The organism is Streptomyces sp. NPDC046303 (assembly GCF_055588085.1).
The window spans coordinates 171289-195561 of record NZ_JBVJFA010000009.1 but is presented as its reverse complement, the minus strand read 5'-3'; the positions used below and the strand labels follow the sequence as shown (position 1 = coordinate 195561).

Sequence of the window (24273 nt, the reverse complement as noted above, 5' to 3'; positions counted from 1 at the left end):
CGACCGTCCAGGAAGAGCCCGCAGGGAGCACGCCGTGCCCGGCCATCCGGTACACCCCGTCCAGCCAGCTCAGCCGACGCAGTCCGTCCACCAGTACGCCGAGACCGCCCCGCTCCACGCCCGTTCCCGCCCGTCCGCCCTTCACCCGTCCGTGCACCCCTCCGGACGCCGTCACGAGGACCCCGCGGGTGACGTCGTGCGCTGGGCCGCCTTCAGCTGTCTGCTCGTCCCCGTGGTCCTCGTCGTCTACGGGACCTCCGTCGGCGGGGCCGCGGTCGCCACTCTCGGCCTGCTCGCGGTGACGGCCGCCTGCCGGGCGCTGCTGCGGTACTCGGAGCGGGCCGAGCGGGCCGCGGTCCGGGTGCCGGCGCAGGAGCGGCCGCCGGCCGCCCCGGCCGCGCGCGGCCGGCACTCGCGCGGAGGGTCCGGTGGACATCGCGTCTGCGGCGGTTCCGCGCCGCGCGCGGCGCCGTCCCCGCACGACTGACTCATTCGCACACCCACACCCGCACGTTTTCAGCCAACTTCCCGGCAGGTTGCCCCTCTTGCCGGAATGTCCCCCCAACCCCCCTACCACCAGCGACGACAGTCGCCGGGGGGCGCTGCGACCCTACGGGTACTGGCCACGGGCGGATCGGACGCTTCTCATGCCGGTAGCGGAGCGGAACGCTTCCTGATCGAATGCTTTTCGCCAAGTTGAGAAGTCGACATAGCGCTGCGTGCTGAACTTGTCACGCCGACACCACGGGACGCAGTAGATTCGATCATGTATTTACGGCGGGGGATCCACGTGCAAGGCCGAGGGGAAACGTGCAGGTGCGACCAGACCAAGGAGTCGCGACACCCAAGGGGGGCTTAGCGCCATGAGCCAGGATTCCACCGCCGTCGTCGCGGACGCCGGCCGGAAGCTCGCGGGGCGTCGCCGCAGGGAGATCGTCGCGGTGCTGCTGTTCAGCGGCGGACCGATCTTCGAGAGCTCCATTCCACTTTCCGTGTTCGGCATCGACCGGCAGGACGCGGGAGTTCCACGCTATCGACTGCTCGTGTGCGCCGGTGAGGACGGTCCGCTCAGGACCACCGGCGGACTCGAACTGACCGCGCCGTACGGGTTGGAGGCGATCGCCCGGGCAGGCACGGTCGTCGTGCCCGCATGGCGTTCCATCACTTCACCGCCGCCTCCGGAGGCGCTCGACGCACTGCGTCTGGCGCACGAGGAGGGTGCCCGGATCGTCGGACTGTGCACGGGAGCCTTCGTGCTCGCCGCCGCCGGTCTGCTCGACGGCCGGCCCGCGACGACGCACTGGATGTACGCGCCGACGCTGGCCAAGCGGTACCCGTCCGTCCACGTCGATCCGCGCGAGCTGTTCGTCGACGACGGGGACGTGCTCACGTCCGCGGGCACGGCGGCCGGAATCGACCTGTGCCTGCACATCGTGCGCACGGACCACGGCAGCGAGGCGGCCGGGGCCCTGGCCCGCAGGCTCGTCGTGCCGCCGCGCCGTACGGGCGGGCAGGAGCGCTATCTCGACCGGTCGCTGCCCGAGGAGATCGGCGCGGACCCGCTGGCCGAGGTCGTCGCCTGGGCGCTGGAACACCTCCACGAGCAGTTCGACGTGGAGACCCTGGCGGCCCGCGCCTACATGAGCCGGCGCACCTTCGACCGCCGGTTCCGCTCCCTGACGGGCAGCGCGCCGCTCCAGTGGCTGATCACCCAGCGGGTGCTCCAGGCACAGCGGCTGCTGGAGACCTCCGACTACTCGGTCGACGAGGTCGCCGGGCGCTGCGGGTTCCGTTCGCCGGTCGCCCTGCGCGGGCACTTCCGGCGGCAGCTGGGGTCCTCCCCGGCCGCCTACCGCTCCGCCTACCGGGCGCGGCGGCCGCAGGCCGACGTGGCTCAGGTGTCCCAGCTCTCGGAGAGCCCCGTCCCGCACCAGCGCACTCCGCAGCCCCAGCGGGCGGCGGCGGCCCTGGCCGCGGCCGGCCCGACGGTCACGGAGCTGTACGCCCCGGGCCGGGCCCTGCGGGAACACGCGTAACCCACACAACGGGTACGACGAGGAAGGTCCTCCACCGGTCACCGCCGGCGGGGGGCCTTCCGCATGTACGGTCCGGTCCCGCGGGCACCGCGACCGCATAAGGTGGGACACATGAACGATCGCATGGTGTGGATCGACTGCGAGATGACCGGGCTCTCGTTGACGGACGACGCACTTATCGAGGTGGCCGCACTGGTCACCGACTCGGAGCTCAACGTGCTCGGCGAAGGCGTGGACATCGTGATCCGCCCGCCGGACGCGGCCCTGGAGACCATGCCCGACGTGGTGCGCGCGATGCACACCGCCTCCGGACTGCTCGACGAGCTGGCCGGCGGGACCACCCTGGCGGACGCCGAGGCACAGGTCCTGGCGTACGTACGGGAGCACGTGAAGGAGCCCGGCAAGGCCCCGCTGTGCGGGAACTCGGTCGGCACCGACCGCGGCTTCCTGCTGCGTGACATGGCCGCGCTGGAGAGCTACATGCACTACCGGATCGTGGACGTGTCCTCGGTCAAGGAGCTGGCGCGCCGCTGGTACCCGCGGGCGTACTTCAACAGCCCGCAGAAGAACGGCAACCACCGGGCGCTCGCGGACATCAAGGAGTCCATCGCCGAGCTGCGCTACTACCGGGAGGCGGTCTTCGTCCCGCAGCCCGGGCCCGACTCGGACACGGCCCGGAGCATCGCCGCCAAGTACGTCCTGCCCGCCGAATAACCGACCCGGAGCCGAGGGCGCGGCAACGGGGGAGCGAGCACCCTCCCGGACCCTGTACCCTTTTCTTCGGCCGGTCGGTTCTCCGACCGGACATGGTGGGTGTAGCTCAGTTGGTAGAGCACCTGGTTGTGGTCCAGGTGGCCGCGGGTTCAAGTCCCGTCACTCACCCTGCGAAGCAGAGGGGTCCCGTCCGCGACAGCGGACCGGGGCCCCTCTTCTCGTTCCCGCGCCGTTCGGGTACGGGGCTCACGAGGACTCCCGGACCACCAGCCGGTTCGGCAGCACCACGGACGCCTCTCCCCCGGATTCGCCGGCGATCCTGGCCAGCAGCACCCGCGCCATGGTCCGGCCCATCTCCTCGATCGGCTGCCGGACGCTGGTCAGCGGCGGGTCCATGTGCCGGGCCACCACCGAGTCGTCGAAGCCGACCAGCGCCACGTCCTCGGGGATCCGGCGGCCGGCCGCGCGCAGCTCCCGCCGGGCGCCCGCCGCCATGACGTCCGAGGCCGCGAAGACCGCGTCGAGCGCCGGACGCCGCTCGAGCAGCTCGCGCATGGCGCGCCGGCCGCCCTCCTCGGTGAAGTCGCCGACCGCGATCAGCCCCGCGTCGGCGGGGCGGTCGGCGGCCGCCAGGGCCTGCCGGTAGCCGTCGAGGCGGCACTGGGCCCCGTACACGTCCAGCGGTCCGGTGATCGTGGCGATCGCGCGGCGGCCCCGGCCGAGGAGGTGGCGCACCGCCCCGGCGGCTCCCTCCAGGTTGTCGGAGTCCACCGAGGGCAGGGTCTCGGCGGCGGAACGGCGGCCGCTGATCACCGTCGGGATGCCCAGCTCGGCCAGCAGGTCCGGCAGCGGATCCCCGGCGTGGACGGAGGCGAGGAGCACCCCGTCGACGCGGTGCCCGGACAGGTACTGGGACAGGCTGCGGCGCTCGCGGTCGCTGCCGGCCAGGGTGAGGACGAGTTGCACGTCGGTCTCGGCGAGCGCGGCCCCGACCCCGCGGACCACGTCCGAGAAGTAGGGCTCGGCGAAGAAGCGAGCCTCCGGCTCGGGAATCACCAGGGCGATGGCGTCGGTGCGGTTGGCCGCGAGGGCCCGCGCCGCCCGGTTCGGCACGTACCCCAGCTCGGCCACGGCCGCCTCGACGGCGTTCCTCGTGTGCTCGCTGACCTTGGAAGAACCGTTGATCACCCGGGAGACCGTGCCGCGCCCGACTCCGGCGCGCGCCGCGACCTCCTCCAGGGTCGGCCGTCCTCTGCTGCCCCCGTGCCCGTTCATGGCTTCCTCCCAGCTGTGAATCTACCCCTTGACGACTGTGGGAGCGCTCCCACAGTGTGGCACACGACACCCGGCACGTTCCGTCCTTCAGGGAGGATGCACATGCGAGCCCATGCCCGAGCCCGAAGAACCCTTGTCACCACCGTCACCGCGGTGGGAGCGGCGGCCCTGCTGCTCGCGGGGTGCGCGCAGGATCCGGCCGAGAAGTCCGGGAGCGGCGCCCCGGCCGGCGACAAGGGGAAGACCACCCTGACCGTCGGGGTCTTCGGGGCCTTCGGCCTCCAGGAGGCCGGCCTCTACGACGAGTACATGGCCCAGAATCCCGGGATCCGCATCGAGCAGACCTCGATCGAGCGGAACGAGAACTACTACCCCCAGCTCCTCACCCACCTGGGGACGGGCAGCGGGCTCGCCGACATCCAGGCGGTCGAGGTCAACAACATCGCCGAGATCACCGCCACCCAGGCCGACAAGCTGGTGGACCTGGGCAAGGCGCCGGGGGTGGACAAGTCCGCCTACCTGCCCTGGAAGTGGGCTCAGGGCACGGCGCCCGCGGCGAAGGGCGGGGCCACGGTCGGCCTCGGCACCGACATCGGGCCGCAGGGGATCTGCTACCGCAAGGACCTCTTCGAGGCGGCCGGGCTGCCCACTGACCGGGCGGCGGTCGGGGCGCTGTGGGCGGGCGACTGGAACAAGTACCTGGAGGCCGGCAAGGCGTACAAGGCGAAGGCGGGCGAGGGCAAGGCCTTCGTCGACTCCGCCTCGGGCGTGATGGCGGCGGTGACGGGCAGCAGCGCGCAGCGGTTCTACGACGATCAGGGCAAGATCGTCTACAAGACCAACCCGGCGGTGCGCGGGGCCTTCGACCTGGCGGCCTCCTTCGCCAGTGAGGGGCTGAGCGCCAAGCTCCAGCAGTTCACCCCGGCCTGGGACCAGGGCTTCGCCAACGGCTCCTTCGCCACGGTCTCCTGCCCGGCCTGGATGCTCGGCTACATCCAGGACAAGGCCGGCCCGGCGGGCAAGGACAAGTGGGACGTGGCGCAGGCGCCGAAGCCCAGCAACTGGGGCGGCTCCTTCCTGGTGGTGCCGAAGGCGGGCAAGCACACCGAGGAGGCGACGAAGCTGGCGGCCTGGCTGACCGCTCCGGCGCAGCAGGCGAAGCTCTTCGAGAAGCGGGGCAGCTTCCCGAGCGCGAGCGCCGCCTACAAGCTGCCGGCCGTCTCGGGCGCACAGCACGCGTACTTCGGCGGGGCCCCGATCGGCGAGATCTTCGCGAAGGCGGCGCAGGCGGTGCCGGTGACGGTGGTCGGTCCCAAGGACCTGGTGATCGCGCAGAACCTGGCGGACATCGGGATGCTCCAGGTCGACCAGAAGGGCCGCAGTGCCCAGGAGGGCTGGGAGGCCGCGGTGAAGGCGATCGACAACGCCCTGGACCAGTGAGGCGCAGGTGACGGACGAGACGGCTGTTCTGTCCCCTTCCGCCGCCGGCTCGAAGCGGCCGGCGGCGGAAGGGGGCGGCCGGGGCCAGATGTGGCGCTCGCGCCGCTACCGCTGGGACCTGCGCTGGAGCCCGTACGCCTTCGTGGCGCCCTTCTTCCTCTTCTTCGCCGCCTTCGGGCTGTTCCCGCTGCTGTACACGGGCTGGGCGGCGCTGCACCAGGTGGAGCTGACCGATCCGGACAGCATGACGTGGGTGGGGCTGAAGAACTTCACCCGGCTCTGGGACGACGAGTTCTTCTGGAACGCCCTGCGCAACACCGTCACCATCGGGCTGCTGTCCACGGTGCCGCAGCTGGCGATCGCGCTCGGCCTGGCCCATCTGCTCCACTACAAGCTGCGCGGCTCCGCGTTCTTCCGGGTCGCGGTGCTCACCCCGTACGCGACCTCGGTGGCGGCGGCGACCCTCGTGTTCGTGCTGCTCTTCGGCCGGGACTACGGGATGATCAACTGGGCGCTGTCGGCGGTCGGGCTCGGGGCGGTGGACTGGCAGAACGGCACCTTCGCCTCGCAGTTGGCCGTCTCCACCATCGTGATCTGGCGGTGGACGGGCTACAACGCGCTGATCTACCTGGCGGCGATGCAGGCCGTGCCGGGCGAGCTGTACGAGTCGGCCGCGCTGGACGGCGCCTCGCGCTGGCAGCAGTTCCTGCACGTGACCGTGCCCTCGCTGCGGCCGACGATCCTGTTCACCTGTGTCGTCTCGACGATCGGGGCGACCCAGCTGTTCGGGGAGCCGCTGCTGTTCAACGGCGGGGCGGGCGCGACGGGCGGCTCGGAGCACCAGTTCCAGACGCTCGGGCTGTACCTGTACGAGCAGGGCTGGGTGAACCTGCACCTGGGGCGGGCCTCGGCCATCGCGTGGGCGATGTTCCTGATCCTGCTGGTCATCGCGGGCGCGGCGCGGCTGCTGCGCAGACTGGGGGCTTCCCGATGAGATCGCTGCGCGCGGGCAAGCTCACCTACGTGGTGCTGGCCCTGTTCACGGCCGGCTCGCTCTTCCCCCTCGTCTGGACGGCGATCGCGGCGTCCCGGAGCAACACGCGGCTGGCGCAGACCCCGCCGCCGTTCTGGTTCGGCGGGAACCTGGGCCGCAACCTCCAGGTCGCGTGGACCGACGCGAACATGGGCACCGCCCTGCTGAACACCCTGATCGTGGCCGGCACGGTGGCCGCCGGGACGGTGGTGTTCTCCACGCTCGCGGGCTTCGCCTTCGCCAAGCTGCGCTTCCGCGGCAGCAGGCTGCTGCTGGGGCTGGTGATCGGGACGATGCTGATCCCGCCGCAGCTGAGCGTGGTCCCGCTGTACATGCTGATCGCGGAGCTGTCGTGGACGGACCGGCTCCAGGCGGTGATCCTGCCGACCCTGGTGTCCGCGTTCGGCGTGTTCTTCATGCGGCAGTACCTGGCGCAGGCCCTGCCCATGGAGCTGGTGGAGGCCGCCCGCACGGACGGGGCGAGTTCCCTGCGGATCGTGTGGCACGTGGTGTTCCCCGTGGCCCGCCCCGCGATGGCGGTCCTGGCCATGCTGACCTTCGTCATGGCCTGGAACGACTTCTTCTGGCCGATCGTCGCGCTGACCCAGAACGGCAGCCCGACGGTGCAGGTGGCCCTGACCGGTCTGGGCCGGGGATACATCCCCGACCAGTCGGTGATCATGGCGGGCGCGCTGCTGGGCACGCTCCCGCTGCTGCTGGTGTTCCTCGTCTTCGGCCGCCAGATCGTCGGCGGCATCATGCAGGGAGCGGTCAAAGGATGACGACTGTGCCGATGGACAACGTGCGGTTCCCGGACGGGTTCTTGTGGGGGGCGGCCACGGCGGCCTTTCAGATCGAGGGCGGGGCCGCCCTGCGCGGGCCCTCGATCTGGGACACGTTCTGCCGTACGCCCGGCAAGGTGCACGGCGGCGACACGGGCGATGTGGCGGTCGACCACCACCGGCTGTGGCGGGACGACGTGCGGCTGATGGGCGAACTGGGGCTGGGGGCCTACCGTTTCTCGGTGTCCTGGCCGCGGGTGCTCTCGGGCGGGATCGGCTTCTACGACGCCCTGGTGGACGAGCTGCTCGCCCACGGGATCCGGCCCTGCGTGACCCTGTACCACTGGGACCTGCCGCAGGAGCTCGAGGCCGAGGGCGGCTGGCCCGAGCGGGAGACGGCCTACGCCTTCGCCGCGTACGCCGAGCAGGTCGCGAAGGTGCTCGGCGACCGGGTGGAGTTGTGGACCACCCTCAATGAGCCCTGGTGCAGCGCCTTCCTCGGCTATGCCTCCGGGGTCCACGCCCCCGGCCGCACCTCCCCCGCCGACTCCCTGCGCGCCGCCCACCACCTCAACCTGGCCCACGGCCTGGCCGCGGCCGCCCTGCCCGCCTCGGCGCGGGTCGGGATCGCGCTCAACCCGAGCGCGGTGCGGCCGCTGACCTCCTCGGCGGCCGACGTGGACGCGCAGCGCCGCATCGACGCCCTGGCGAACCGGATCTTCACCGGGCCGCTGCTGTACGGGGCCTACCCGCAGGACCTCCTCGCGGACACCGCCGCGGTGACGGACTGGTCTTTCATCCGGCCCGGTGACGAGGCGCTGATCCACCAGCCGTTGGACTATCTCGGCGTGAACTACTACACCCCGGCGGTGGTGTCGGCGGCTCCGGCCGGCACCGGCCCCCGCGCGGACGGCCACGGGGCCGCGGACCACTCCCCCTGGCCGGGGGCCGACACCGTGGCCTTCCACCAGCCGCCGGGCGAGCAGACGGACATGGGCTGGTCGATCGATCCGACGGGCTTGTACGACCTGTTGATGCGCTTCTCCCGGGAGGCACCGGGCCTGCCCCTGCTGGTCACCGAGAACGGCGCGGCGTACGCTCCCGACCTGCACGACCCGGCGCGGATCGACTATCTGGAAGCCCATTTGACCGCCGTGCACCGCGCCCTGGCGGACGGCGCCCCGGTGGAGGGCTACTTCCTCTGGTCGCTGATGGACAACTTCGAATGGGCCTACGGCTACAGCAAACGCTTCGGCATCGTCCACGTGGACTACGAGACCCAGACCCGCACCCCGCGCTCCAGCGCACGCTGGTACGCGCGCGTGGCCAGGACGGGTTCCCTCTGACCGGACCCCCTTACCGGCCGGGGGCGCCGAAGGCGTCGGCGTGGTCCTCGGCCCACTGGCCGAAGGCGCGGGCCGGGTGGCCGGTGAGGCGCTCGACCTCGTCGGTGAGGGGGACCGGCAGGCCGTCGGTGGAGGCCCAGTAGTCGAGGAGCGCGTCGGCGTACGGCCCGGGTATGTAGCCGTCGACCTCGGCCTTCCACTGCTCGGAGGAGACGGCCTCGAACGGTATGGGCCGGCCGAGGACTTCGCCGAGTATGCGCAGCTGCGCCGCGAACGTCAGCGACTGCGGTCCGGTCAGGGTGTAGGCGCGCCCGCCGAGAGCCGGGTCGGCGAGGACCGCGAAGGCGGCTTCGGCGAGGTCGGCCTCGTGAACGGGGTCGGAGAACGAGCCCGGGTAGGGCAGGTGGACGGGGCGGCCGGACGTCAGCGACCAGGCCCAGCCGAGGGCGTTGCTCGCGAAGGATCCCGGGCGCAGCAGCGTGGTGCGCAGCGGAGAGGCCGACAGGGCCTGCTCGACGGCGAGAGGGGAGGCGGACAGCGGACTGTCGGCGGCGCCGGGGCTCAGGACCGAGGAGGAGGACAGGAGCACGACGTGCTCGACCCCGGCCGTGACGGCCTCCTTGACGAAGGCCTCGACGCCGGACGCCTCGGCGTAGAGGAAGACGGAGCGGACGCCGGCCAGGGCATCGGGGAAGGTCGCCGGATCGGTGAGGTCGCAGCGGACGGCATCGGGACGGTCCGGCTCCCGGGATCCGAGCCGGTGCGGGAGGCCGTGGGACGTGAGGAGGGCGGAGAGTCCGCGGGCGACGGCGCCGCGGCTACCGGTGACGAGGATCGACATGGCTGGCTCCTTTTCCTAGGATAGATACGTGATGCAGATTCTGCGCTACACATTCTCTGTGTCACACAGATAAATTTGGAGCATGGAGAAGCCGATGTCAACCGATTCCCCCCGTACGGGTGATGAGTGGAGCCGAGCCGAGCTGCTCGCGCGCATCGTCACCGAGAGCCAGCGCCACTACGCCGACTACTCCCTCTTCACCCAGGCCCTGGCCGACCACGTCGGACTGCACCCCACCGACATGCAGTGCGTCGCCCTCCTGGACATGGAGCCCGGCCCGGTCAGCACCGGCGACATCGCCCGCCTCACCGGCCTGACCTCCGGCTCCGCGACCCGCCTCGTCGACCGGCTGGTCAAGGCGGGGATCGTCGAGCGGCGCGCCGACCCCAACGACCGCCGCCGCTCCCTGGTCTCCCTCTCCCCCGAGGCCCGCGAGCGGATCGGCAAGGCCTGGGAGACCCCCGGCCGGGCCTTCGGCGCCGTCCTGGAGGGCTACTCCGATGCCGAACTCGCCATCATCGCCGACTACCTGCACCGCGCCGCCGAAGTCGGCCGGGCGCAGGCCAAGAAGCTGACCTCGGGCCAAGCCGGCTGACGTCCGGCGGCCGGACGAGGTCTTCCGGGGCGGCCGCCTCCCCGGTACGGTCCCCGGCAACGGGCAACGGCGCGCGCCGGAGAAACGGGAGGGTCGGCGTGCGGATGGAGGTTGTCCGTGACCCGATCAGCCCGATCAGCCCGCCCCGGCCGCCCCGCGCCCGTGCCCCCGCACCCGCCCGCGCCCGTGCCCTCACCCGCGCCCCCGGTCGGCGGCTTCCGCGGAGTGCTCGCACTCGGCGGTACCGCCCTCCCCCTCTACGCGTTCCTCGCCCGACTGCCCGCGGCACTGTGCCCCATCGGAACGCTCCTGCTCATCAACGAACGCGACGGCATCGGGGACGCGGGCGCCGTCGCCGCCGCCCTCTGGCTGGGCCAGGCCCTCGGCGGCCCCGTCATCGGCCGGCTCGCCGACCGGCGCGGCCACCGCCCCGTACTGCTGCTCGCCTGCGCCGCCAACGCCGCCGTGCTCCTCGCCCTCGTCGCGGCCGTCCTCGGCGGGCTGCCGCTCGCCGCACGCATGGCCCTCGCCGTCGCCGCCGGGCTCACCGTCCCGCAGATCGGACCGCTGGCCCGGGCCCGCTGGGCGCGGCTGGCCGGCGCGGACAAGAAGCTGCTGGGCTCCGCCCTGTCCTTCGACACCACCCTGGACGAGACCGGCTTCATGGTCGGGCCCGCGCTGGCCGGGATCCTGGCCGTGACCGTGCACCCGGCCTCGGCGCTGCTCCTCGCCGCCGCACTGATCCTCGTCTTCGGAACCCTGTTCGCGGTGCATCCGACCGCGCCCGGGCCGACGCTGACGGCCCCCGGCGCGCGGGCCGGCGTACGGCTGTGGTCGCCCGGCCTCGTCCTGCTGTTCGCGATGGCCGTGCTCCAGGGAGCCGCCTGGAGCGGGGCCAACACCGGGGTCAACGCACTCGCCGAGTCGCTGGGCGCGCCGGGCGCCGCCGGGCTGGTGTGGGCCGCCATGGCCGTGACCAGTTCCCTCGCCGGCTTCGTGACGGTGGCCCGGCCCGGTTCGGCGGATCTGACCGTGCGGCTGCGGTGGACGATCGCCGTCCAGGCGCTCCTCACGCTGCCGCTGCTCGCGGTGTCGGGCCTGGCCGGCGCCGCCCTCGCGCTCGCGGGCATCGGGCTGGCCGTGGCCCCGCACCTGATCGCGCTGTTCGGGCTGGTGGAACGGACGGGTCCGGCGGAGCGGATGGGCGAGGCCATGACCGTGGCCGGCAGCGGCCTGATCCTCGGCCAGGCGGTGGCGGCGGCCGCCGCGGGCCCGCTGGCGGCGGCGTACGGCCACCGGGCCGCCTTCGCCGTGGCGTGCGCGGCCGCCGCCGCCTCGGCCGTCCTGGCGGCTGCGGCGGCGACCGCGGCCACCGCATCGACATCGTCGGCCTCATCGGCCTCGTCGGCCTCGTCGGCCTCGGCTACGAGGACTGCAACGCCCCCAGCGCCTTGGCCAGTTCCTCCGGCCGCATCACCGGACCGACCTCGATCTCGGCGTTGAACTCCTGGAACAGGTCCCACGTCAGCGCCGGCAGCATGTCGCTTGCCTGCAGGTCGAAGACGATCCAGCAGGACCGCACTCCCTCGTGCAGGCCGAAGTAGGCCGCCTCCGGCTTGACCGTGTCCATCAGCTTCTTGAGCGCATGGGGCAGCCCCCCGGTCTTGATGCCCTCGTTGGTGGCAGCCGTGTCGAAGTGGGCGCGGAGCATGACTCTCATGCTGCCTCCTTCCCTCGCAGCCACCCTGTTCGGCCCGGACGGAACCGGCAACATCTCCGCGACCGTCCGGGTCGGAGCCGGGCCCTGGTCCAGGTCATGTCATGTCATCCACGGACGGGCCGCCCGCGAGGCGCGCCCCCCGACCCGGCCCGTTCCGTCAGTTACCCCGCCGCTTGCGCCGGCCCCGCCGGACCCGCACCCCGCCCGAGCCGCCGCGCGTGCGGCCGTCCAGGCCGATCCAGACCCGCACCTCGGTGCCGCCGAGCACCGAGCGGCCCAGCCGGACGTCGCCGCCCGTCGACTCCGCGACCCGGCGCACGATGTCGAGGCCGAGTCCGGTGGAGCCGTCGCGGCCGCCGTCGTTGCCGCGGCGCAGGGCGGCGTCCGGGTCGGCGATGCCGGGGCCCGCGTCCGAGACGAGCACGATCACCGCGTCCGAGGCGTCGTGGACGTCCACCGCGAAGGGGGTGCCCTCGGGGGTGTGCCGGAAGACGTTGCCGAGCATGGCGTCGAGGGCGGCGGCGAGTTCGGGCCGCGCCACCGGGATCCGTACCGTACGGTCCACTCCCGCGAGCCGCACTTCGCGGCCCTCGTCCTCCGCGAGCGCCGACCAGAAGGCCATCCGGTCGCGGATGACCTCGGAGGCGTCGCATCCGGCGCCCGCGCCCGCTCCCGCAGCGGTGGGCGCGCGCTGTTCGCGGGCGGTACGGATGATCGTGTCGACCTCGCGTTCCAGCTGCTCCACGGCCTCGCGGGTCTGTTCGGCGGCCGGACCGTCGCCGAGCGAGGCCGCGTTGAGCCGCAGCACCGTCAGCGGCGTCCGCAGCCGGTGCGACAGGTCGGCGGCCAGCTCCCGCTCGTTGGCGAGGAGTTCCACCACCTGGTCCGCCATCGCGTTGAACGCGGCGGCGGCCGAGCGGAGTTCCTTCGGGCCGTCCTCCGGGACCCGCGCCCCGAGCCGGCCCTCGCCCAGCTGGTGCGCGGCGTCCGCGAGCCGCTCGGCGGGCCGTACCAGCCGGGCGCCGAGCCGGTCGGCGACCCCGACCGAACCCACGATCAGGGCCAGCCCGACGCCCGCGAGGATCAGCCAGGCGGTGGTGACGCCGTTGCTGACCTCGCTCTCGGGGACGAAGACCTCCACGACGGCGATGTCACCGGAGCCGAGCGCGGTGGGCTGGAGCAGCGCCGAACCCCCGCCCGGCACCGAGGCCGTCGTGGCCCGGCCGATCCGCCGGGTCTCCGCGACGGCGTGCGCCCCCGCCCGGCCCTCGCCGATGTCCACCGGCGGGCTGTCGCCGATCGCGGGCACGTGGACGGCCATCCGCCGGGCCGCGCCCATCTGCGTGGACTCGACCGCCCGGCGCAGCTGTGCCGGGTCGGTGGTGATGGACAGGGTCGGCCCGATGGTGGCGGCCTGCCGCTCGGCGTTGGAGAACGCCCGGTCGCTGGCCATCTCCCGCACCACCAGCCCCAGCGGCACGGCGAAGGCCACGACCACCATGGCGGTGACCGCGAGGCACACCTTGACCAGCGCCCACCTCATCGGGGCGTCACCGGGGCGGCTCCAGCTTGACCCCGACCCCCCGCAGCGTGTGCAGGTAGCGCGGCCGGGCGGCGGTTTCGCCCAGCTTGCGGCGCAGCCAGGAGAGGTGGACGTCGATGGTCTGGTCGTCCCCGTACGACTGCTGCCAGACCTCGGCGAGCAGTTCGCGCCGGGCCACGACCACCCCGGGCCGCCCGGCGAGGAAGGCCAGCAGGTCGAACTCCCTGCGGGTGAGGTCCAGTACCGTGCCGTCGAGCTCGGCCTGGCGGCGCAGCGGGTCGATGGCCAGCCCGCCGACGCGCAGCACGCGCGAGGGCGGCTCGGCCCCGGCGGCGGAGCGGGCCCGGCGCAGGACGGCGGCCATCCGGGCGGAGAGGTGCTCCACGGAGAAAGGTTTGGTCAGGTAGTCGTCGGCGCCGTCGTTGAGCAGCCGGACGATCTCCGCCTCGTCGTCCCGCGCGGTCGCGATGATCACGGGCACGTCGGTGATGCCGCGCAGCATCTTGAGGGCTTCGGACCCGTCGAGGTCGGGCAGCCCGAGGTCGAGGATGACGACGTCGAACCGGTGGTGGGCGACCTCGCGCAGTGCCTCCAGGGCCGTGCCGACGCTGCGCACGGTGTGCGAGGCCTCGGTCAGGTGCCGGATGAGGGCGGAACGTACGAACTGGTCGTCCTCGACCACGAGCACACTTGCCATGGCCCGCACGGTAGTCCATCCGCCCGGCCCGGGGAGGTGCCGGGCCACCCCTGTGACGGGTGGTGCAGTATGTGCCCTGATGCAGCGAGGTCTTGTACATGCCATGGCTTGGACGCTGGCGACCGGGGCGGCGGTGACGCTGTCGTGGTGGGGCGTGCACACCGTCATGTCCGGCACGGCCTACGACCGCCCGCTCGCCGTCCCGCTGGCCACCCGGCCACTGTCGTCCTCGACGCGGCATTCGCCGTCCCCCTCCCCCGAGGGCTCCCCGTCCGCCTCCGCGAGCCCGCAGGCGTCGGCTTCGGCCTCGGCCTCGGCGCCGGCCTCCCCGCCGTCCGCCGCGGCCTCCTCCGCCTCCGCCAAGCCCTCGCCGAAGGCGTCCACACGCGCGGGCAACGTGAAGGCCTACCCGGTCTCGGGCGGCCGGGTCGTCTTCGACCTGGGCACTTCCTCGGCCGAGCTGGTCTCCGCGACCCCGGCCGCCGGCTGGCGCATGCAGGTGTGGAAGCAGGACTACTGGATCCGGGTCACCTTCACCCGCGACGACCGCGAGGTGTCGGTCTTCTGCACGTGGCACAACCACCCGCCGGTCGTCGAGGTCGTCGATCCCTGAGGTCCGCCCCTAGCGGGAGGCCCCCGGAACGGTGCCCACCAGCACGAACTCGTTGTACGGGAAGACCTTGCCCATCGGGCGGGGGAAGGGGAAGGAGTAGGTGCGCCGCACCGCGACCCCGGCCCGGGCCGCCGCTGTGCGCAGCTCGTCGAAGCCGACCCAGCGGATGTGGGTGGCGTCGGAGCGGAATCCGACCTCCTGCGGGGTGATGAGGACGAGCGAGCCGCCCGGCTTCACGAGCGGAAGGTACTGCTCCAGCAGCGCGGCCCCGGTCTCCTCGTCGACGTGCTCCAGCACGTGCGAGGCCAGCAGGCTGTCGAAGGAACCGGGCCCGCAGTCCGCGGCCTCGGCCAGCTGCTCGGGGGTGTAGGCGGTCAGCCCGCGCTCGCGGCAGGTCTGCACGGAGTGCGGGTTGTGGTCGACCCCCACGCTCTCGGGGCCGCAGTTGAGCAGGTTCCGTCCCAGGCCACAGCCGATGTCGAGGACCCGGCCGAGCCGCAGCCTCTGCAGGTTCCACCGGTAGGGCGCCTGGGTGGGCAGGAGACGCTTGAGCCCGGATTGTTCGAGGCGGGCGAGCCGCCGGGTGTAGTCCGGGGTCGCGGTGCTCGGTGCGGGGGTACCCGGGGTTCCAGCGTGGGAATCAGACATCGTTGGCCGTCTCCGTAGCGCGTCGTAGGAGGGGCTGGCCTCCTAGGGATCAACACACTACGCATCAGGACCGATTGTCGGGAGACCTCTTTTTATTGTCGGCCCTGGCGCTAGCGGAACACGGAGGGCGGCGGCTGGGGCGAGGCCACCGCCGAGGCGTCCTCGACCGGCGCGGCGCCGCCCGTGAAGTCCGCCAGGGCCCGGCCGTGCTCCACCCGGCCCGGATGCGGATCGCTCGCCACCCGGCGGGTGAACTCCGCAATCGGAAGTTCACGGTCCGCGGCTACCAGGACCGCGTTGCCGAAGCGTTTCCCCCGCCACACCACGGGATCGGCCGCCAGTGCCAGCTCCGTGAACCGGGACGCTGCCGTCGCGATCTGGCCCCGCAGGTGGGCCAGCGGCGGACCGTCCGCGAGGTTCGCCACGTACCACCCGGTGGGCGCGAGGGCGCGGCGTACGTCGTCCAGGAACTCGGTGCTCGTCAGGTGCGCCGGGGTGCGCGCACCGCTGAACACGTCCGCGATCACCAGATCCGCCCAGCCGTCCGGCACCTTGGCCAGGCCGGCCCGGGCGTCCACCGCGCGGACCCGGATCCGGGCCTGCGGGTCGAGCGGCAGGTGTTCCCGTACGAAGGCCACCAGCGCGGCGTCGATCTCCACGATCTGCTGGGTGGAGCGGGGGCGGGAGGCCGCGGTGTAGCGGGCGAGGGTGAAGGCGCCGCCGCCGAGGTGCACCACGTTCAGGGGCTGGCGGGCGGGCGCGGCGAGGTCGATCAGGTGGCCGATCCGCCGCTGGTACGCGAAGTCCAGGTACCCGGGGTCGGCGAGGTCCACGTGCGACTGCGGGGCTCCGTCGACCAGCAGGGTCCAGGCGTCGGCGCGCTCGCGGTCGGGCGCCAGCTCCGCCCGCCCGCCGGCCACCTGCCCGACGACCGGCTCGGCGGCGCCGCGTCCGCGCTGCTGCTGCTCGCCCTTGTTCCGGCCCTTGCCTCTGTCTTTGCCTGCCACCACCCCATTGTGGCCGGTCAGCGGCAGTTGTCGGCGGCCTCGATCAGCCGGGCGGCCTCCCCGAGCGCCTCGCGCAGCACCGCGGGGTCGGTGACCGGGCCGACGGCCTCGGGCGGCAGCAGCCAGCCGGTGGCTCCCGTGGCGGGCGGGACCGCGTCGCCGAAGCGCATCCCGCGCCCGTTGGTCTGCGTACACGCGCTGCCCGGCATGTCCCAGGCGTCGGCGGTGCCGGGCGGGACGAGGAAGCCGAGGGTGTCGCCCGATCCGTCGTGCAGGACGGGCCCCACCCCGCCGGCCCGGCTGGCACGGCGGATGATGTCCACGGCCTCCAGGCCCTGGCGGGTGGGCACGGTCACCAGGTCCGGGGCGTCGGGGGCGGTCGCCCTCGCGGTCGCCATCGCGGTCACAGTCGCGGTCACGGTCGCGGTCACGATCGCGGTCACCCCGGGCTCGGGCGCGGTGTTCGTTCCAGTGCTCTCCATGCCGGCCTCCACCAAGGGAACCCCTCCTCGATCCGCGTACGAGCGCAGGAGCGGTCGGTCGCCTCCCACTCCGCATGGGTTCAACGCCCCGGAACGTCAACGGGTGCGGCGGCAAGACGCTGCAAAGGATGGCAGTTCATGGCAGATCGCGGGTGAGATATCCGTTTTGTAAACAAACATCGTGTGAAGGGACCCGCGGCGGCGGTACGTTCATGCGCGCCGGGCGACCCCTCCTCACCCCTTCCCGTACCGGCGCTGCGTTCCTTGCCAGAGAGGCCACGTCCATGGCGGCGTCCCCCCACTCACCCAACTCCACGTTCCGGCGGCTGCGCGGGCAGCACTCCCCGGCCGAGTTCGCGGCGCTGGTGCGCCGGGCCGCGAAGGAGATCGGCGAAACGGTTTCCTGCGACGCCCGCTACATCGGCCGCGTCGAGTCCGGCGAGATCCGCTGCCCCAACTACGCGTACGAGCGGGTCTTCCTGCACATGTTCCCCGGCCGCACCCTGGCCGACCTGGGCTTCTCACCGCGCGAAGCCGTCCGCGGCCGTTTCGCGCTGCGCGGCCCGTCCGCCCCCGCCCCGCGCCCGTCCCCGTCCCCGTCCCCTTCCCGTGCCAATTCCCCTTCCCGTGCCAAGGAGAGCGACGTGCTGCGTCGCGCGTTCATGGCGGGCGGCTCCGCGACCGTGGCGGCCGCGACGCTCAGCCTCACCCTGCTCGGTGACTCCCGCCGGCTCCCCTCCCGCGCCGGGGACTCCGAGGCGGCAGCCGTCGAGGACGCCGTACGCCAGATCCGGCTGCTCGACGACCGGCACGGGGCCGACGCGTTGTACCGCAAGGCCGCCGGGCCCCTGCGCGCGGCGTACGCGCTGCTCGACGCGGGGGCCACCCGGCAGTCCACCGAGGACCGGCTGCACGCGGGCGCCGGCGAACTGGCCGTCTCGGTCGGCTGGCTCGCCCACGACTCCGGACGCTTCGACGACGCCCGCTCGCACTACGCGGAGGCCCTGGCGACCGCCCGGGTGTCGGGGGACGCCGGCCTGGAGGCGCACGCGTTCAGCAACATGGCCTTCCTCGCCCGGGACTGCGGCCGCTCCCGGGAGGCGGTACGGGCGGCGCAGGCGGGCCGCCGCGCCGCCCGCTCCCTGGGTTCCCCGCGGCTGCTGTCGCTGCTGGCGCTGCGGGAGGCGGGCGGCTGGGCGGGCCTGGCCGACCGCAGGGCCTGCGAGGAGGCGCTGGCCCGGGCCCACACGGAGTTCTCCCGGGGCGGGGCGGACGCGGATCCGGAGTGGATGTCCTTCTTCGGGGAGGCCGAGCTGGAGTTCCTGGAGGCCAGGTGCTGGGCGACGCTCGGCGAGCACGCCCGCGCCGCCCGCCACGCCCGCCGCGCCGCCGACCTGCAGGATCCGCACTTCGCCCGGAACGTGGCCCTCTACACCGCCGAGCTGGCCGGCGACCTGGCCCACGCGGGAGCTCCCGACGAGGCCGCCTGGGCGGGCGGCCGGGTGCTGGACCTGCTGGCCGAGGTGCAGTCCACGCGGGTGCGGTCCCTGCTCTCCGACACCGCCCGCACCCTGGTCCCGCACCAGCGCTCCCCGCGCGTGGGCGCCTTCCTCGCCCGGCACGCCGCCGTCTGACCCGGTCCGGTCAGACGCCCAGGTACTCGTAGACCCCGCCCTCGGGATGGCGGACCACCGCGCGACGCCCGTTGGGCGTGGGCGCGGGAGCGGCGATCACCTCGCCCCCGGAGGCCGCGCAGTGCGCGACCGCCGCGTCCAGGTCGGCCACGGAGAGCGTGGCCGCCACCCCCGCGAACCGCTCGGCGAGCGCGTCGGGCCCGCTGAACAGCAGGAACGGCCCGACGGTCGCCAGGTCCAGGCCGGCGAACTCGAACCGCGTCGCCGGCTGGCCGGTCAGCCGTACGTAGAAGTCCAGCGCCGGACCGAGATCGTCCACGCGCCGCCGCAGCACCACGGAGGTAATCGTCATGGGCCTATCCTCGCAGCCGCGGGAAAGCCCAACTCCCTTGGTGCAGCCCCCTCTTCGGTAAACCCGGGCGGCCGCGGGGAAGGGTCGCCGGAGCCTGCGCCCCTGCCGCTGCGCCGCTCAGCCGTCCAGGTGCCCGGTGTCGTTCCAGCGCTCCAGCGCGGGGGCCCCGTACGCCCAGCCCAGGACCGACAGCGAGGTGGGTTCCAGGCGGATCCGGGCGCCGAAGGAGGCCTCGAAGCCGAGCCAGCGGGCGGCCAGGGTGCGCAGGATGTGCCCGTGGGCGAAGACCAGGACGTCGCGCTCGGCCGAGCGGGCCCAGGCCACCACCTCGTCCGCGCGCGCCGCGACATCGGCGACGGACTCGCCGCCCGGGACCCCGTCGCGCCAGATCAGCCAGCCGGGGCGGATGGCCTGGATCTCGGCCGGGGTCATGCCCTCGTAGTCCCCGTAGTCCCACTCCATCAGCGCGTCCCACGGCTCCGCCTGGACGCCGAAGCCCGCGAGCTCGCAGCTCTCGCTGGCGCGGACCAGCGGGCTGGTGCGGACCTCGAGGCCGGGCAGGCGCTTCCACGGGTCCCGGGCCAGCCGCTCGCCGAGCAGCTTGGCGCCCCGCTTGCCCTCTTCCAGCAGGGGCACGTCCGTGCGCCCGGTGTGCTTGCCGAGCTGGGACCACGCCGTCTGGCCGTGGCGGGCCAGCAGGATGCGGGGGGCCATGTGAGTTCTCCCGGTGGGTGAGCTTTTGTGCGCTTTTACTGCGATTCCATCGTCCGTACATCATCCAACACGTGAACGGCGGGCTCATCCACGGCCACCCCGCGGCCACTCCACGACCCCATTCCGCCGTAAGTGCACGATTGTCAGTGGCGGATGGGACACTTCCGCGGGTGAGCTCCTACCCGCCCCGCAGCGCTCCGCAGACGACCCTGCGGCAGCGGCTCGCCGGCCTGCGCGGCCCGGCCGTGCCGCCCCGCCCGCTCGACGCCCGGGCCCTGGCGGCGCTCGCCGCCAACCCGGGCTGCGGCAGACGCGCCCTGCTCGACGGGGCCGGCGTGGACAAGACCGCCCTCGCCTCGGCCCTCGGCTCGCCCGCGCCGTTCGGGCAGTCGCAGTTCGCCATCATCCGCGGGAACTCCTTCGAGGCCAAGGTCAAGGGCGGCGGCGGGGCCGAGCTGCTGCGGCTGGTCCACGGGCACCTCGGCGCCGGGGCCGAGGCCCCGGGGCCGGACGCCCGCGTCCCCGACCTGACCGCCGCCGGACCGGAGGGCCGCGCCGCCCGGACCGCGCTCGCCCTGCGCGAGGCCACCGCCGCCGGGCGGGCGACCGGGGCGTGGACGCTGCTCGACCACCCGATGCTGGCCCTGGAGGTCGCGGGCACCCCCGCCTACCTGGAGCCGGACGCCGTCGTCGTGCATCCCGACGGCCGCTGGACCGTCGTGGAGATCAAGTCGTTCCCGATGGTCGACGGGTCCGCCGACGCCGCGAAGGTCGGCGCCGCCGCCCGCCAGGCCGCCGTCTACGTGCTGGCCCTGGAGAACACCGCCGGGAAGCTGGACGGCGCCGAGGTCGGGCACACCGTGCTGCTGGTCTGCCCCAAGGACTTCTCCAACCTGCCCACCGCCGCGCCCGTCGACGTCCGCCGCGAGCGCGCCGTGACCCGGCGCCAGCTGGAGCGGCTGACCCGGGTCGAGGAGCTGGCCGCGGCGCTGCCCGAGGGGCTCAGCTTCGACCCGGCGCGCACCGCCGAGGAACTGGCCGAGGCCGTGGCCGCCGTGGACGCCTCCTACGCCCCCGAGTGCCTGGCCGCCTGCGAGCTGGCCTTCCACTGCCGGGACCGGGCCCGCGCCGCCGACGAGGTGACCGCGCTGGGCCGTTCCGTACGGGGCGAGCTGGGCGCGCTGACCACCGTCGAGCAGGCCCTGGCCGCGGCCGCCGGCGCCGGCTGCGCCGAGGATCCGACCGCGGCCGCGCTGCACCGGGCGGCCCGGCTGCGCGCCGAGGCGCTGGAGGCGTCCGGATGAGCCTGCTGACCACCCTGGCCCGGCTGGAGGCCGTCCGCGCGGGCCGGGCGCAGCCGCTCGCGACCGTACGGCACCGGCATCTGAGCGAGAACCCGATGGTCTTCGTGCCGCTGACCACGGCCGGTGAGGCCGGTGCCCCGCTGGGCGCCATGGTCGGCACCGACCGGCACGAGCCGCGGGTGTTCGTGGTACCCCAGCCACGCGACCGGGACCTGCGCTGGGCGTTCCTCGCGGACCTGGCGGTCCACGTGCTGGGCCACATCGAGGCGTACGCGGACGCCGTGGAACCGGCCGAGCGCAGCGAGACCGACCCGGAGACGGGCAAGAAGGTCAAGGTCGAGACCGAGCTGTGCCTGGACGCGCCGCAGCTGATCGTGCCGAGCCGGGCGGGCATCGAGTACGTGCGGCTGCTGGGCCGCTCGATGCGGTTCCGGCGGACGGCCGAGGAGGATCCGGAGAACCCGTATCCGGCGCCCTCGCGGGTCCCGCTGCTCGGGCGCTGGTTCACCCACCTCGGCGAGCGCGCGCGGGTACCCGGCTCCTCGATGCTGCTGTCGGCGACGGACCTGCTCTCCCGGCACTGGGCGACCGGCCAGAGCAACCTGGAGGACCAGCACCTGGGCGCGCTCCTGGGCTGGATCGACCCGCCCGAGGGCGCCTCGGGTGCCGAGGCGGCGCTCCGCGCGGAGCTGGGCCGCGGCGCGGACGGCCAGTTGCTGTGCCCGCCGGCCGGCCCTGCCACCGACCCGGCCTTCGACAACAAGCTGCTGGCCCCCGCGATCGCCCGCTACGACGCGGCGCGGGTGGCGCTGGCGGCCGGACCCGGGGACGACGACCGTGAGGTGCGCGCAGCCGAACGGGCCGTGCGCCGACTGGTCGTGGAGCAGATGTCCGGCACCTGGCGGATGACGTGGGAGGCGATCGACCTGCTGCGCACCCTGCCGGAGGGAGAGCGCGCCGAGGAGCGGTGGACGCGCGACCGCTGGTCGTACACCGGCCACCGGGACCGGGTACGGGCGGGCGAGCCGCCGCAGCCGCGCCGCGACGACGCGGTGACGGCGGCGCAGAAGCTGGCCACGCGGGAGACCGAGCAGGTGCGGCTCGACGCCCAGGAGGCCTTGGACGACCCCCTGGTGATGGCGGGCCGGCGGCTCGCGGGCGAGGCCTTCGCCGGGGAGGTCACCGAGGTGGTGATGGAGTGGACGGAGTCGAAGCGGCCGAGCCCGCGGCCGCTGGTGACGGTGGCCACCGATGACCGGCCGCAGCTCGTCGAAGGGGGCGGCGGGAAGGTCTACCGCTCGCTGGACGGGCGCCCGCAGAGCGCGCAGTTCGTCCGCTTCGAGGAGGACGGGCGGCTGGTGCTGCGCCTCCTGGACAAGATGGGCCGCGGCCGGGAACCGGAGCCGGGCTCGGTGCCGGAGAAGGGCGACCGGGTGTGCTGGACGCTCTTCGAGCACGACGCGCGCGGTGGCCCGAAGCTGCCGGATCCGGAGCGGACCCCGTGGACCCACGGCGGCCCGCCGGGACACCTGACCGCTCCCCCGCTGCCCGACGCCGTGACCGACGAGGACCTCCTGTGACCGCGACCTTCGACCCGGCGGCGGCCGCCGCCGAGGCGACCGCCGCCATCCTGCGCGACACCCTGCACGGCACCGAGCGGGGCGTGGTCGTGGATTCCCCGCCCGGCGCCGGCAAGTCCACCCTCGTCGTACGGGCGGCCCGGGAACTGGCCGCGGCCGGGCGCCGGCTGATGGTGGTGGCGCAGACGAACGCTCAGGTCGACGACCTGGTGCTGCGGCTCGCCGACAAGGATCCGGAGCTGAAGGTCGGCCGGCTGCACAGCAGCGAGGGCGACGCGTACGACCCCGCGCTGCGCGAGCTGCCCTCGGTCACGCTCTCCGCCAAGCCGGGGGACCTCGCGGAGCTCCCGATCACCCTCTCGACGGCGGCGAAGTGGGCGTACGTCAAGGACGTGGGGCCCTGGGAGCACGCCATCGTCGACGAGGCGTACCAGATGCGGTCCGACGCGCTGCTGGCCGTGGCGGGGCTCTTCGAGCGGGCGCTGTTCGTCGGCGACCCGGGGCAGCTGGACCCCTTCAGCGTGGTGGGCGCGGAGCAGTGGGCGGGACTGTCGTACGACCCGTCCGCCTCGGCGGTCAGCACGCTGCTCGCGCACAATCCGCAGCTGCCGCAGCACCGGCTGCCGGTGTCGTGGCGGCTCCCGGCGACGGCCGCGCCGCTGGTCTCCCGGGCGTTCTACCCGTACACGCAGTTCCGCAGCGGTACGGGTCCGGGCGAGCGGCGGCTGTCGTACGGGGTCCCCTCGGACGGGTCGGGTCCCGACCGGGTGCTGGACGAGGCCGCCGAGTCGGGCTGGGGCCTGCTGGAGCTGCCCGCGCGGCACACGCCGCGCACCGATCCGGAGGCGGTGGCGGCGGTGGCCCTGGTGGTCCGCCGGGCCCTGGACCGCGGGGCGGTGACCTCCGACGAGCGGTCGGCGGGACCGGCCCCGCTGACCGCGGACCGCGTCGCGGTGGGCACCGCGCACCGCGACCAGGCGTCGGCGATCCGGGCGGCGCTGGCCGCGCAGGGGATCGCCGGGGTCACGGTGGACACCGCGAATCGCCTCCAGGGGCGGGAGTACGACCTCACGGTGATCCTGCACCCGCTGTCGGGCCGCCCCGACGCGACGGCCTTCCACCTGGAGACGGGCCGCCTGTGCGTGCTGGCCTCCCGGCACCGGCACGCCTGCGTGGTGGTGGCCCGGGCGGGCATAGCGGAGCTGCTGGACGACCACCCGTCGACGGAGCCGGTGCAGCTGGGCGTGACGGTGAAGTTCCCGGACGGCTGGGAGGCGAACCACTCGGTCCTGGCCCACCTGGCGGAACACCGGGTCCCCTGGAAGCCGTAGCCAGACAGCCCCTAGGCGGGCTCGCCGCCCTTGCGTTCGGCGCCCAGCCGTGCGCGGAGCACCTCGCCGATCTCGGCCAGGGTGCGGAGCTGCTCCGGTGTGAGGACGTCGATGAGGTGGCGGCGTACGGACTCCACGTGCAGCGGGGCCGCGGCCGTGATCATGTCCACTCCGGCCCCGGTGAGGACCACCTCCGCGCCCCGGCCGTCGCCGGCGACCTCCTCGCGGCGGACGATCCCGCGCTGTTCCATGCGGGTGAGCTGGTGGGAGAGCCGGCTGCGCGACCAGTGCATGAGGACGGCCAGCGCGCTGATCCGCATGCGGTGGCCGTCCGTGGAGCCGAGCACCGACAGGACGTCGTAGTCGGCTTCGGAGAGGCCGCTGTCCTGGCCGAGGTCCCGCGCGATCTCCGCGTTGACCAGCGGGAACATCCGCCGCCAGGCGTACCAGGCGTCCTGTTCGGGCTCCGAGAGCCAGCGGGGCTCGGATGGGGGGGTCATGTCAGCACTGTAACCAGGTCGGTGACACATCACCTAGATGGTTGACACGTCACCCACCGCCCGGGTTTTATAGGTGACACGTCAAC

The 24273-nt window shown here is 73.7% G+C and carries 25 protein-coding genes and 1 tRNA gene; 15 read left to right on the top strand and 11 right to left on the bottom strand.

Going from position 1 to position 24273, the window contains the following annotated elements; genetic code table 11:
* The first annotated feature begins 34 nt into the window (after positions 1 to 34).
* From ACZ6I1_RS12445 to ACZ6I1_RS12430, 4 genes are all read left to right on the top strand, one after another.
* Positions 35 to 487: a hypothetical protein gene (locus tag ACZ6I1_RS12445; RefSeq protein WP_469286179.1), complete on the top strand. Its 453-nt coding sequence runs from the start codon at positions 35 to 37 to the stop codon at positions 485 to 487.
* Between the two features lie 376 nt (positions 488 to 863).
* Entirely contained in the window at positions 864 to 2036 is a 1173-nt protein-coding gene (locus ACZ6I1_RS12440; protein WP_073915441.1) for a helix-turn-helix domain-containing protein, read from the top strand.
* Positions 2037 to 2147: 111 nt separating this feature from the next.
* Positions 2148 to 2750, top strand: coding sequence for an oligoribonuclease (gene orn, locus ACZ6I1_RS12435; RefSeq protein ID WP_469286177.1), 603 nt, complete (start codon positions 2148 to 2150; stop codon positions 2748 to 2750).
* 95 nt (positions 2751 to 2845) lie between these two features.
* Positions 2846 to 2918, top strand: a tRNA-His gene (locus tag ACZ6I1_RS12430).
* A gap of 78 nt (positions 2919 to 2996) precedes the next feature.
* Here ACZ6I1_RS12430 and ACZ6I1_RS12425 read toward each other — a convergent pair.
* Positions 2997 to 4025 carry a LacI family DNA-binding transcriptional regulator gene (locus ACZ6I1_RS12425; RefSeq protein ID WP_469286175.1) on the bottom strand — a complete coding sequence of 343 codons (1029 nt, stop codon included), beginning with the start codon at positions 4023 to 4025 and terminating at the stop codon, positions 2997 to 2999.
* Positions 4026 to 4127: 102 nt separating this feature from the next.
* Here ACZ6I1_RS12425 and ACZ6I1_RS12420 point away from each other — a divergent pair, with 102 nt between their 5' ends.
* The 4 genes from ACZ6I1_RS12420 (at position 4128) to ACZ6I1_RS12405 (ending at position 8626) form a co-directional block, all read left to right on the top strand.
* Positions 4128 to 5465: an ABC transporter substrate-binding protein gene (locus ACZ6I1_RS12420; RefSeq protein WP_469286173.1), complete on the top strand. Its 1338-nt coding sequence runs from the start codon at positions 4128 to 4130 to the stop codon at positions 5463 to 5465.
* Between the two features lie 88 nt (positions 5466 to 5553).
* Complete coding sequence (locus ACZ6I1_RS12415) at positions 5554 to 6459, top strand: carbohydrate ABC transporter permease (RefSeq protein WP_469286292.1); 906 nt, start codon at positions 5554 to 5556, stop codon at positions 6457 to 6459.
* Complete coding sequence (locus ACZ6I1_RS12410; protein WP_469286171.1) at positions 6456 to 7280, top strand: carbohydrate ABC transporter permease; 825 nt, start codon at positions 6456 to 6458, stop codon at positions 7278 to 7280. The genes ACZ6I1_RS12415 and ACZ6I1_RS12410 overlap by 4 nt, the downstream gene beginning before the upstream one ends.
* Positions 7277 to 8626, top strand: a complete 1350-nt coding sequence (locus ACZ6I1_RS12405) for a GH1 family beta-glucosidase (protein WP_469286169.1) — start codon at positions 7277 to 7279, stop codon at positions 8624 to 8626. Before ACZ6I1_RS12410 ends, ACZ6I1_RS12405 begins: the two co-directional genes overlap by 4 nt.
* 10 nt (positions 8627 to 8636) lie before the next feature.
* On the opposite strand, the gene ACZ6I1_RS12400 is transcribed toward ACZ6I1_RS12405, so the two are convergent.
* The gene (locus tag ACZ6I1_RS12400) at positions 8637 to 9467 is read right to left on the bottom strand and encodes an NAD(P)H-binding protein (RefSeq protein ID WP_469286167.1); all 831 of its coding nucleotides are present in this window, start codon (positions 9465 to 9467) and stop codon (positions 8637 to 8639) included.
* A 94-nt stretch (positions 9468 to 9561) separates the two neighbouring features.
* On the opposite strand from ACZ6I1_RS12400, the gene ACZ6I1_RS12395 reads away from it, so the two are divergent.
* Both ACZ6I1_RS12395 and ACZ6I1_RS12390 read left to right on the top strand, forming a co-directional pair.
* Positions 9562 to 10062: a MarR family winged helix-turn-helix transcriptional regulator gene (locus ACZ6I1_RS12395; protein ID WP_469286165.1), complete on the top strand. Its 501-nt coding sequence runs from the start codon at positions 9562 to 9564 to the stop codon at positions 10060 to 10062.
* A 117-nt stretch (positions 10063 to 10179) separates the two neighbouring features.
* Complete coding sequence (locus ACZ6I1_RS12390) at positions 10180 to 11565, top strand: MFS transporter (protein ID WP_469286163.1); 1386 nt, start codon at positions 10180 to 10182, stop codon at positions 11563 to 11565.
* Here ACZ6I1_RS12390 and ACZ6I1_RS12385 read toward each other — a convergent pair.
* From ACZ6I1_RS12385 to ACZ6I1_RS12375, 3 genes are all read right to left on the bottom strand, one after another.
* Positions 11486 to 11782: a hypothetical protein gene (locus ACZ6I1_RS12385; protein ID WP_469286161.1), complete on the bottom strand. Its 297-nt coding sequence runs from the start codon at positions 11780 to 11782 to the stop codon at positions 11486 to 11488. The genes ACZ6I1_RS12390 and ACZ6I1_RS12385 overlap by 80 nt on opposite strands.
* A gap of 157 nt (positions 11783 to 11939) precedes the next feature.
* Positions 11940 to 13325 (bottom strand): sensor histidine kinase, encoded by a 1386-nt coding sequence (locus ACZ6I1_RS12380; protein WP_469286160.1) that lies wholly within the window; start codon positions 13323 to 13325, stop codon positions 11940 to 11942.
* A 7-nt stretch (positions 13326 to 13332) separates the two neighbouring features.
* The gene (locus tag ACZ6I1_RS12375; protein ID WP_469286159.1) at positions 13333 to 14022 is read right to left on the bottom strand and encodes a response regulator transcription factor; all 690 of its coding nucleotides are present in this window, start codon (positions 14020 to 14022) and stop codon (positions 13333 to 13335) included.
* Between the two features lie 79 nt (positions 14023 to 14101).
* On the opposite strand from ACZ6I1_RS12375, the gene ACZ6I1_RS12370 reads away from it, so the two are divergent.
* Complete coding sequence (locus ACZ6I1_RS12370; RefSeq protein WP_469286158.1) at positions 14102 to 14635, top strand: hypothetical protein; 534 nt, start codon at positions 14102 to 14104, stop codon at positions 14633 to 14635.
* A 9-nt stretch (positions 14636 to 14644) separates the two neighbouring features.
* Here ACZ6I1_RS12370 and ACZ6I1_RS12365 read toward each other — a convergent pair whose 3' ends face one another.
* The 3 genes from ACZ6I1_RS12365 to ACZ6I1_RS12355 form a co-directional block, all read right to left on the bottom strand.
* Positions 14645 to 15283: a class I SAM-dependent methyltransferase gene (locus ACZ6I1_RS12365; RefSeq protein ID WP_469286157.1), complete on the bottom strand. Its 639-nt coding sequence runs from the start codon at positions 15281 to 15283 to the stop codon at positions 14645 to 14647.
* Positions 15284 to 15393: 110 nt separating this feature from the next.
* Positions 15394 to 16290: a spermidine synthase gene (locus ACZ6I1_RS12360; RefSeq protein WP_469286155.1), complete on the bottom strand. Its 897-nt coding sequence runs from the start codon at positions 16288 to 16290 to the stop codon at positions 15394 to 15396.
* A 17-nt stretch (positions 16291 to 16307) separates the two neighbouring features.
* Positions 16308 to 16772, bottom strand: coding sequence for a hypothetical protein (locus ACZ6I1_RS12355; RefSeq protein WP_469286153.1), 465 nt, complete (start codon positions 16770 to 16772; stop codon positions 16308 to 16310).
* 284 nt (positions 16773 to 17056) lie between these two features.
* Here ACZ6I1_RS12355 and ACZ6I1_RS12350 point away from each other — a divergent pair, with 284 nt between their 5' ends.
* On the top strand, positions 17057 to 18406 hold the full coding sequence (locus ACZ6I1_RS12350; protein WP_469286151.1) for a tetratricopeptide repeat protein: 1350 nt from the start codon (positions 17057 to 17059) through the stop codon (positions 18404 to 18406).
* A 10-nt stretch (positions 18407 to 18416) separates the two neighbouring features.
* Here the strand turns inward: ACZ6I1_RS12350 and ACZ6I1_RS12345 are convergent, their stop codons facing one another.
* Positions 18417 to 18758, bottom strand: coding sequence for a VOC family protein (locus tag ACZ6I1_RS12345; RefSeq protein WP_469286149.1), 342 nt, complete (start codon positions 18756 to 18758; stop codon positions 18417 to 18419).
* A 117-nt stretch (positions 18759 to 18875) separates the two neighbouring features.
* On the bottom strand, positions 18876 to 19472 hold the full coding sequence (locus ACZ6I1_RS12340) for a histidine phosphatase family protein (RefSeq protein WP_469286147.1): 597 nt from the start codon (positions 19470 to 19472) through the stop codon (positions 18876 to 18878).
* A 140-nt stretch (positions 19473 to 19612) separates the two neighbouring features.
* Between ACZ6I1_RS12340 and ACZ6I1_RS12335 the strand changes: the two genes are divergently transcribed.
* The 3 genes from ACZ6I1_RS12335 to ACZ6I1_RS12325 are packed head-to-tail and all read left to right on the top strand — an operon-like array spanning position 19613 to position 23687.
* Positions 19613 to 20776 carry a hypothetical protein gene (locus tag ACZ6I1_RS12335; RefSeq protein WP_469286145.1) on the top strand — a complete coding sequence of 388 codons (1164 nt, stop codon included), beginning with the start codon at positions 19613 to 19615 and terminating at the stop codon, positions 20774 to 20776.
* Positions 20773 to 22356, top strand: a complete 1584-nt coding sequence (locus tag ACZ6I1_RS12330; protein WP_469286143.1) for a hypothetical protein — start codon at positions 20773 to 20775, stop codon at positions 22354 to 22356. Before ACZ6I1_RS12335 ends, ACZ6I1_RS12330 begins: the two co-directional genes overlap by 4 nt.
* Entirely contained in the window at positions 22353 to 23687 is a 1335-nt protein-coding gene (locus ACZ6I1_RS12325; RefSeq protein WP_469286140.1) for an AAA domain-containing protein, read from the top strand. The genes ACZ6I1_RS12330 and ACZ6I1_RS12325 overlap by 4 nt, the downstream gene beginning before the upstream one ends.
* A gap of 11 nt (positions 23688 to 23698) precedes the next feature.
* Here ACZ6I1_RS12325 and ACZ6I1_RS12320 read toward each other — a convergent pair whose 3' ends face one another.
* On the bottom strand, positions 23699 to 24187 hold the full coding sequence (locus tag ACZ6I1_RS12320; RefSeq protein ID WP_469286138.1) for a MarR family winged helix-turn-helix transcriptional regulator: 489 nt from the start codon (positions 24185 to 24187) through the stop codon (positions 23699 to 23701).
* Between the last annotated feature and the right edge of the window lie 86 nt (positions 24188 to 24273).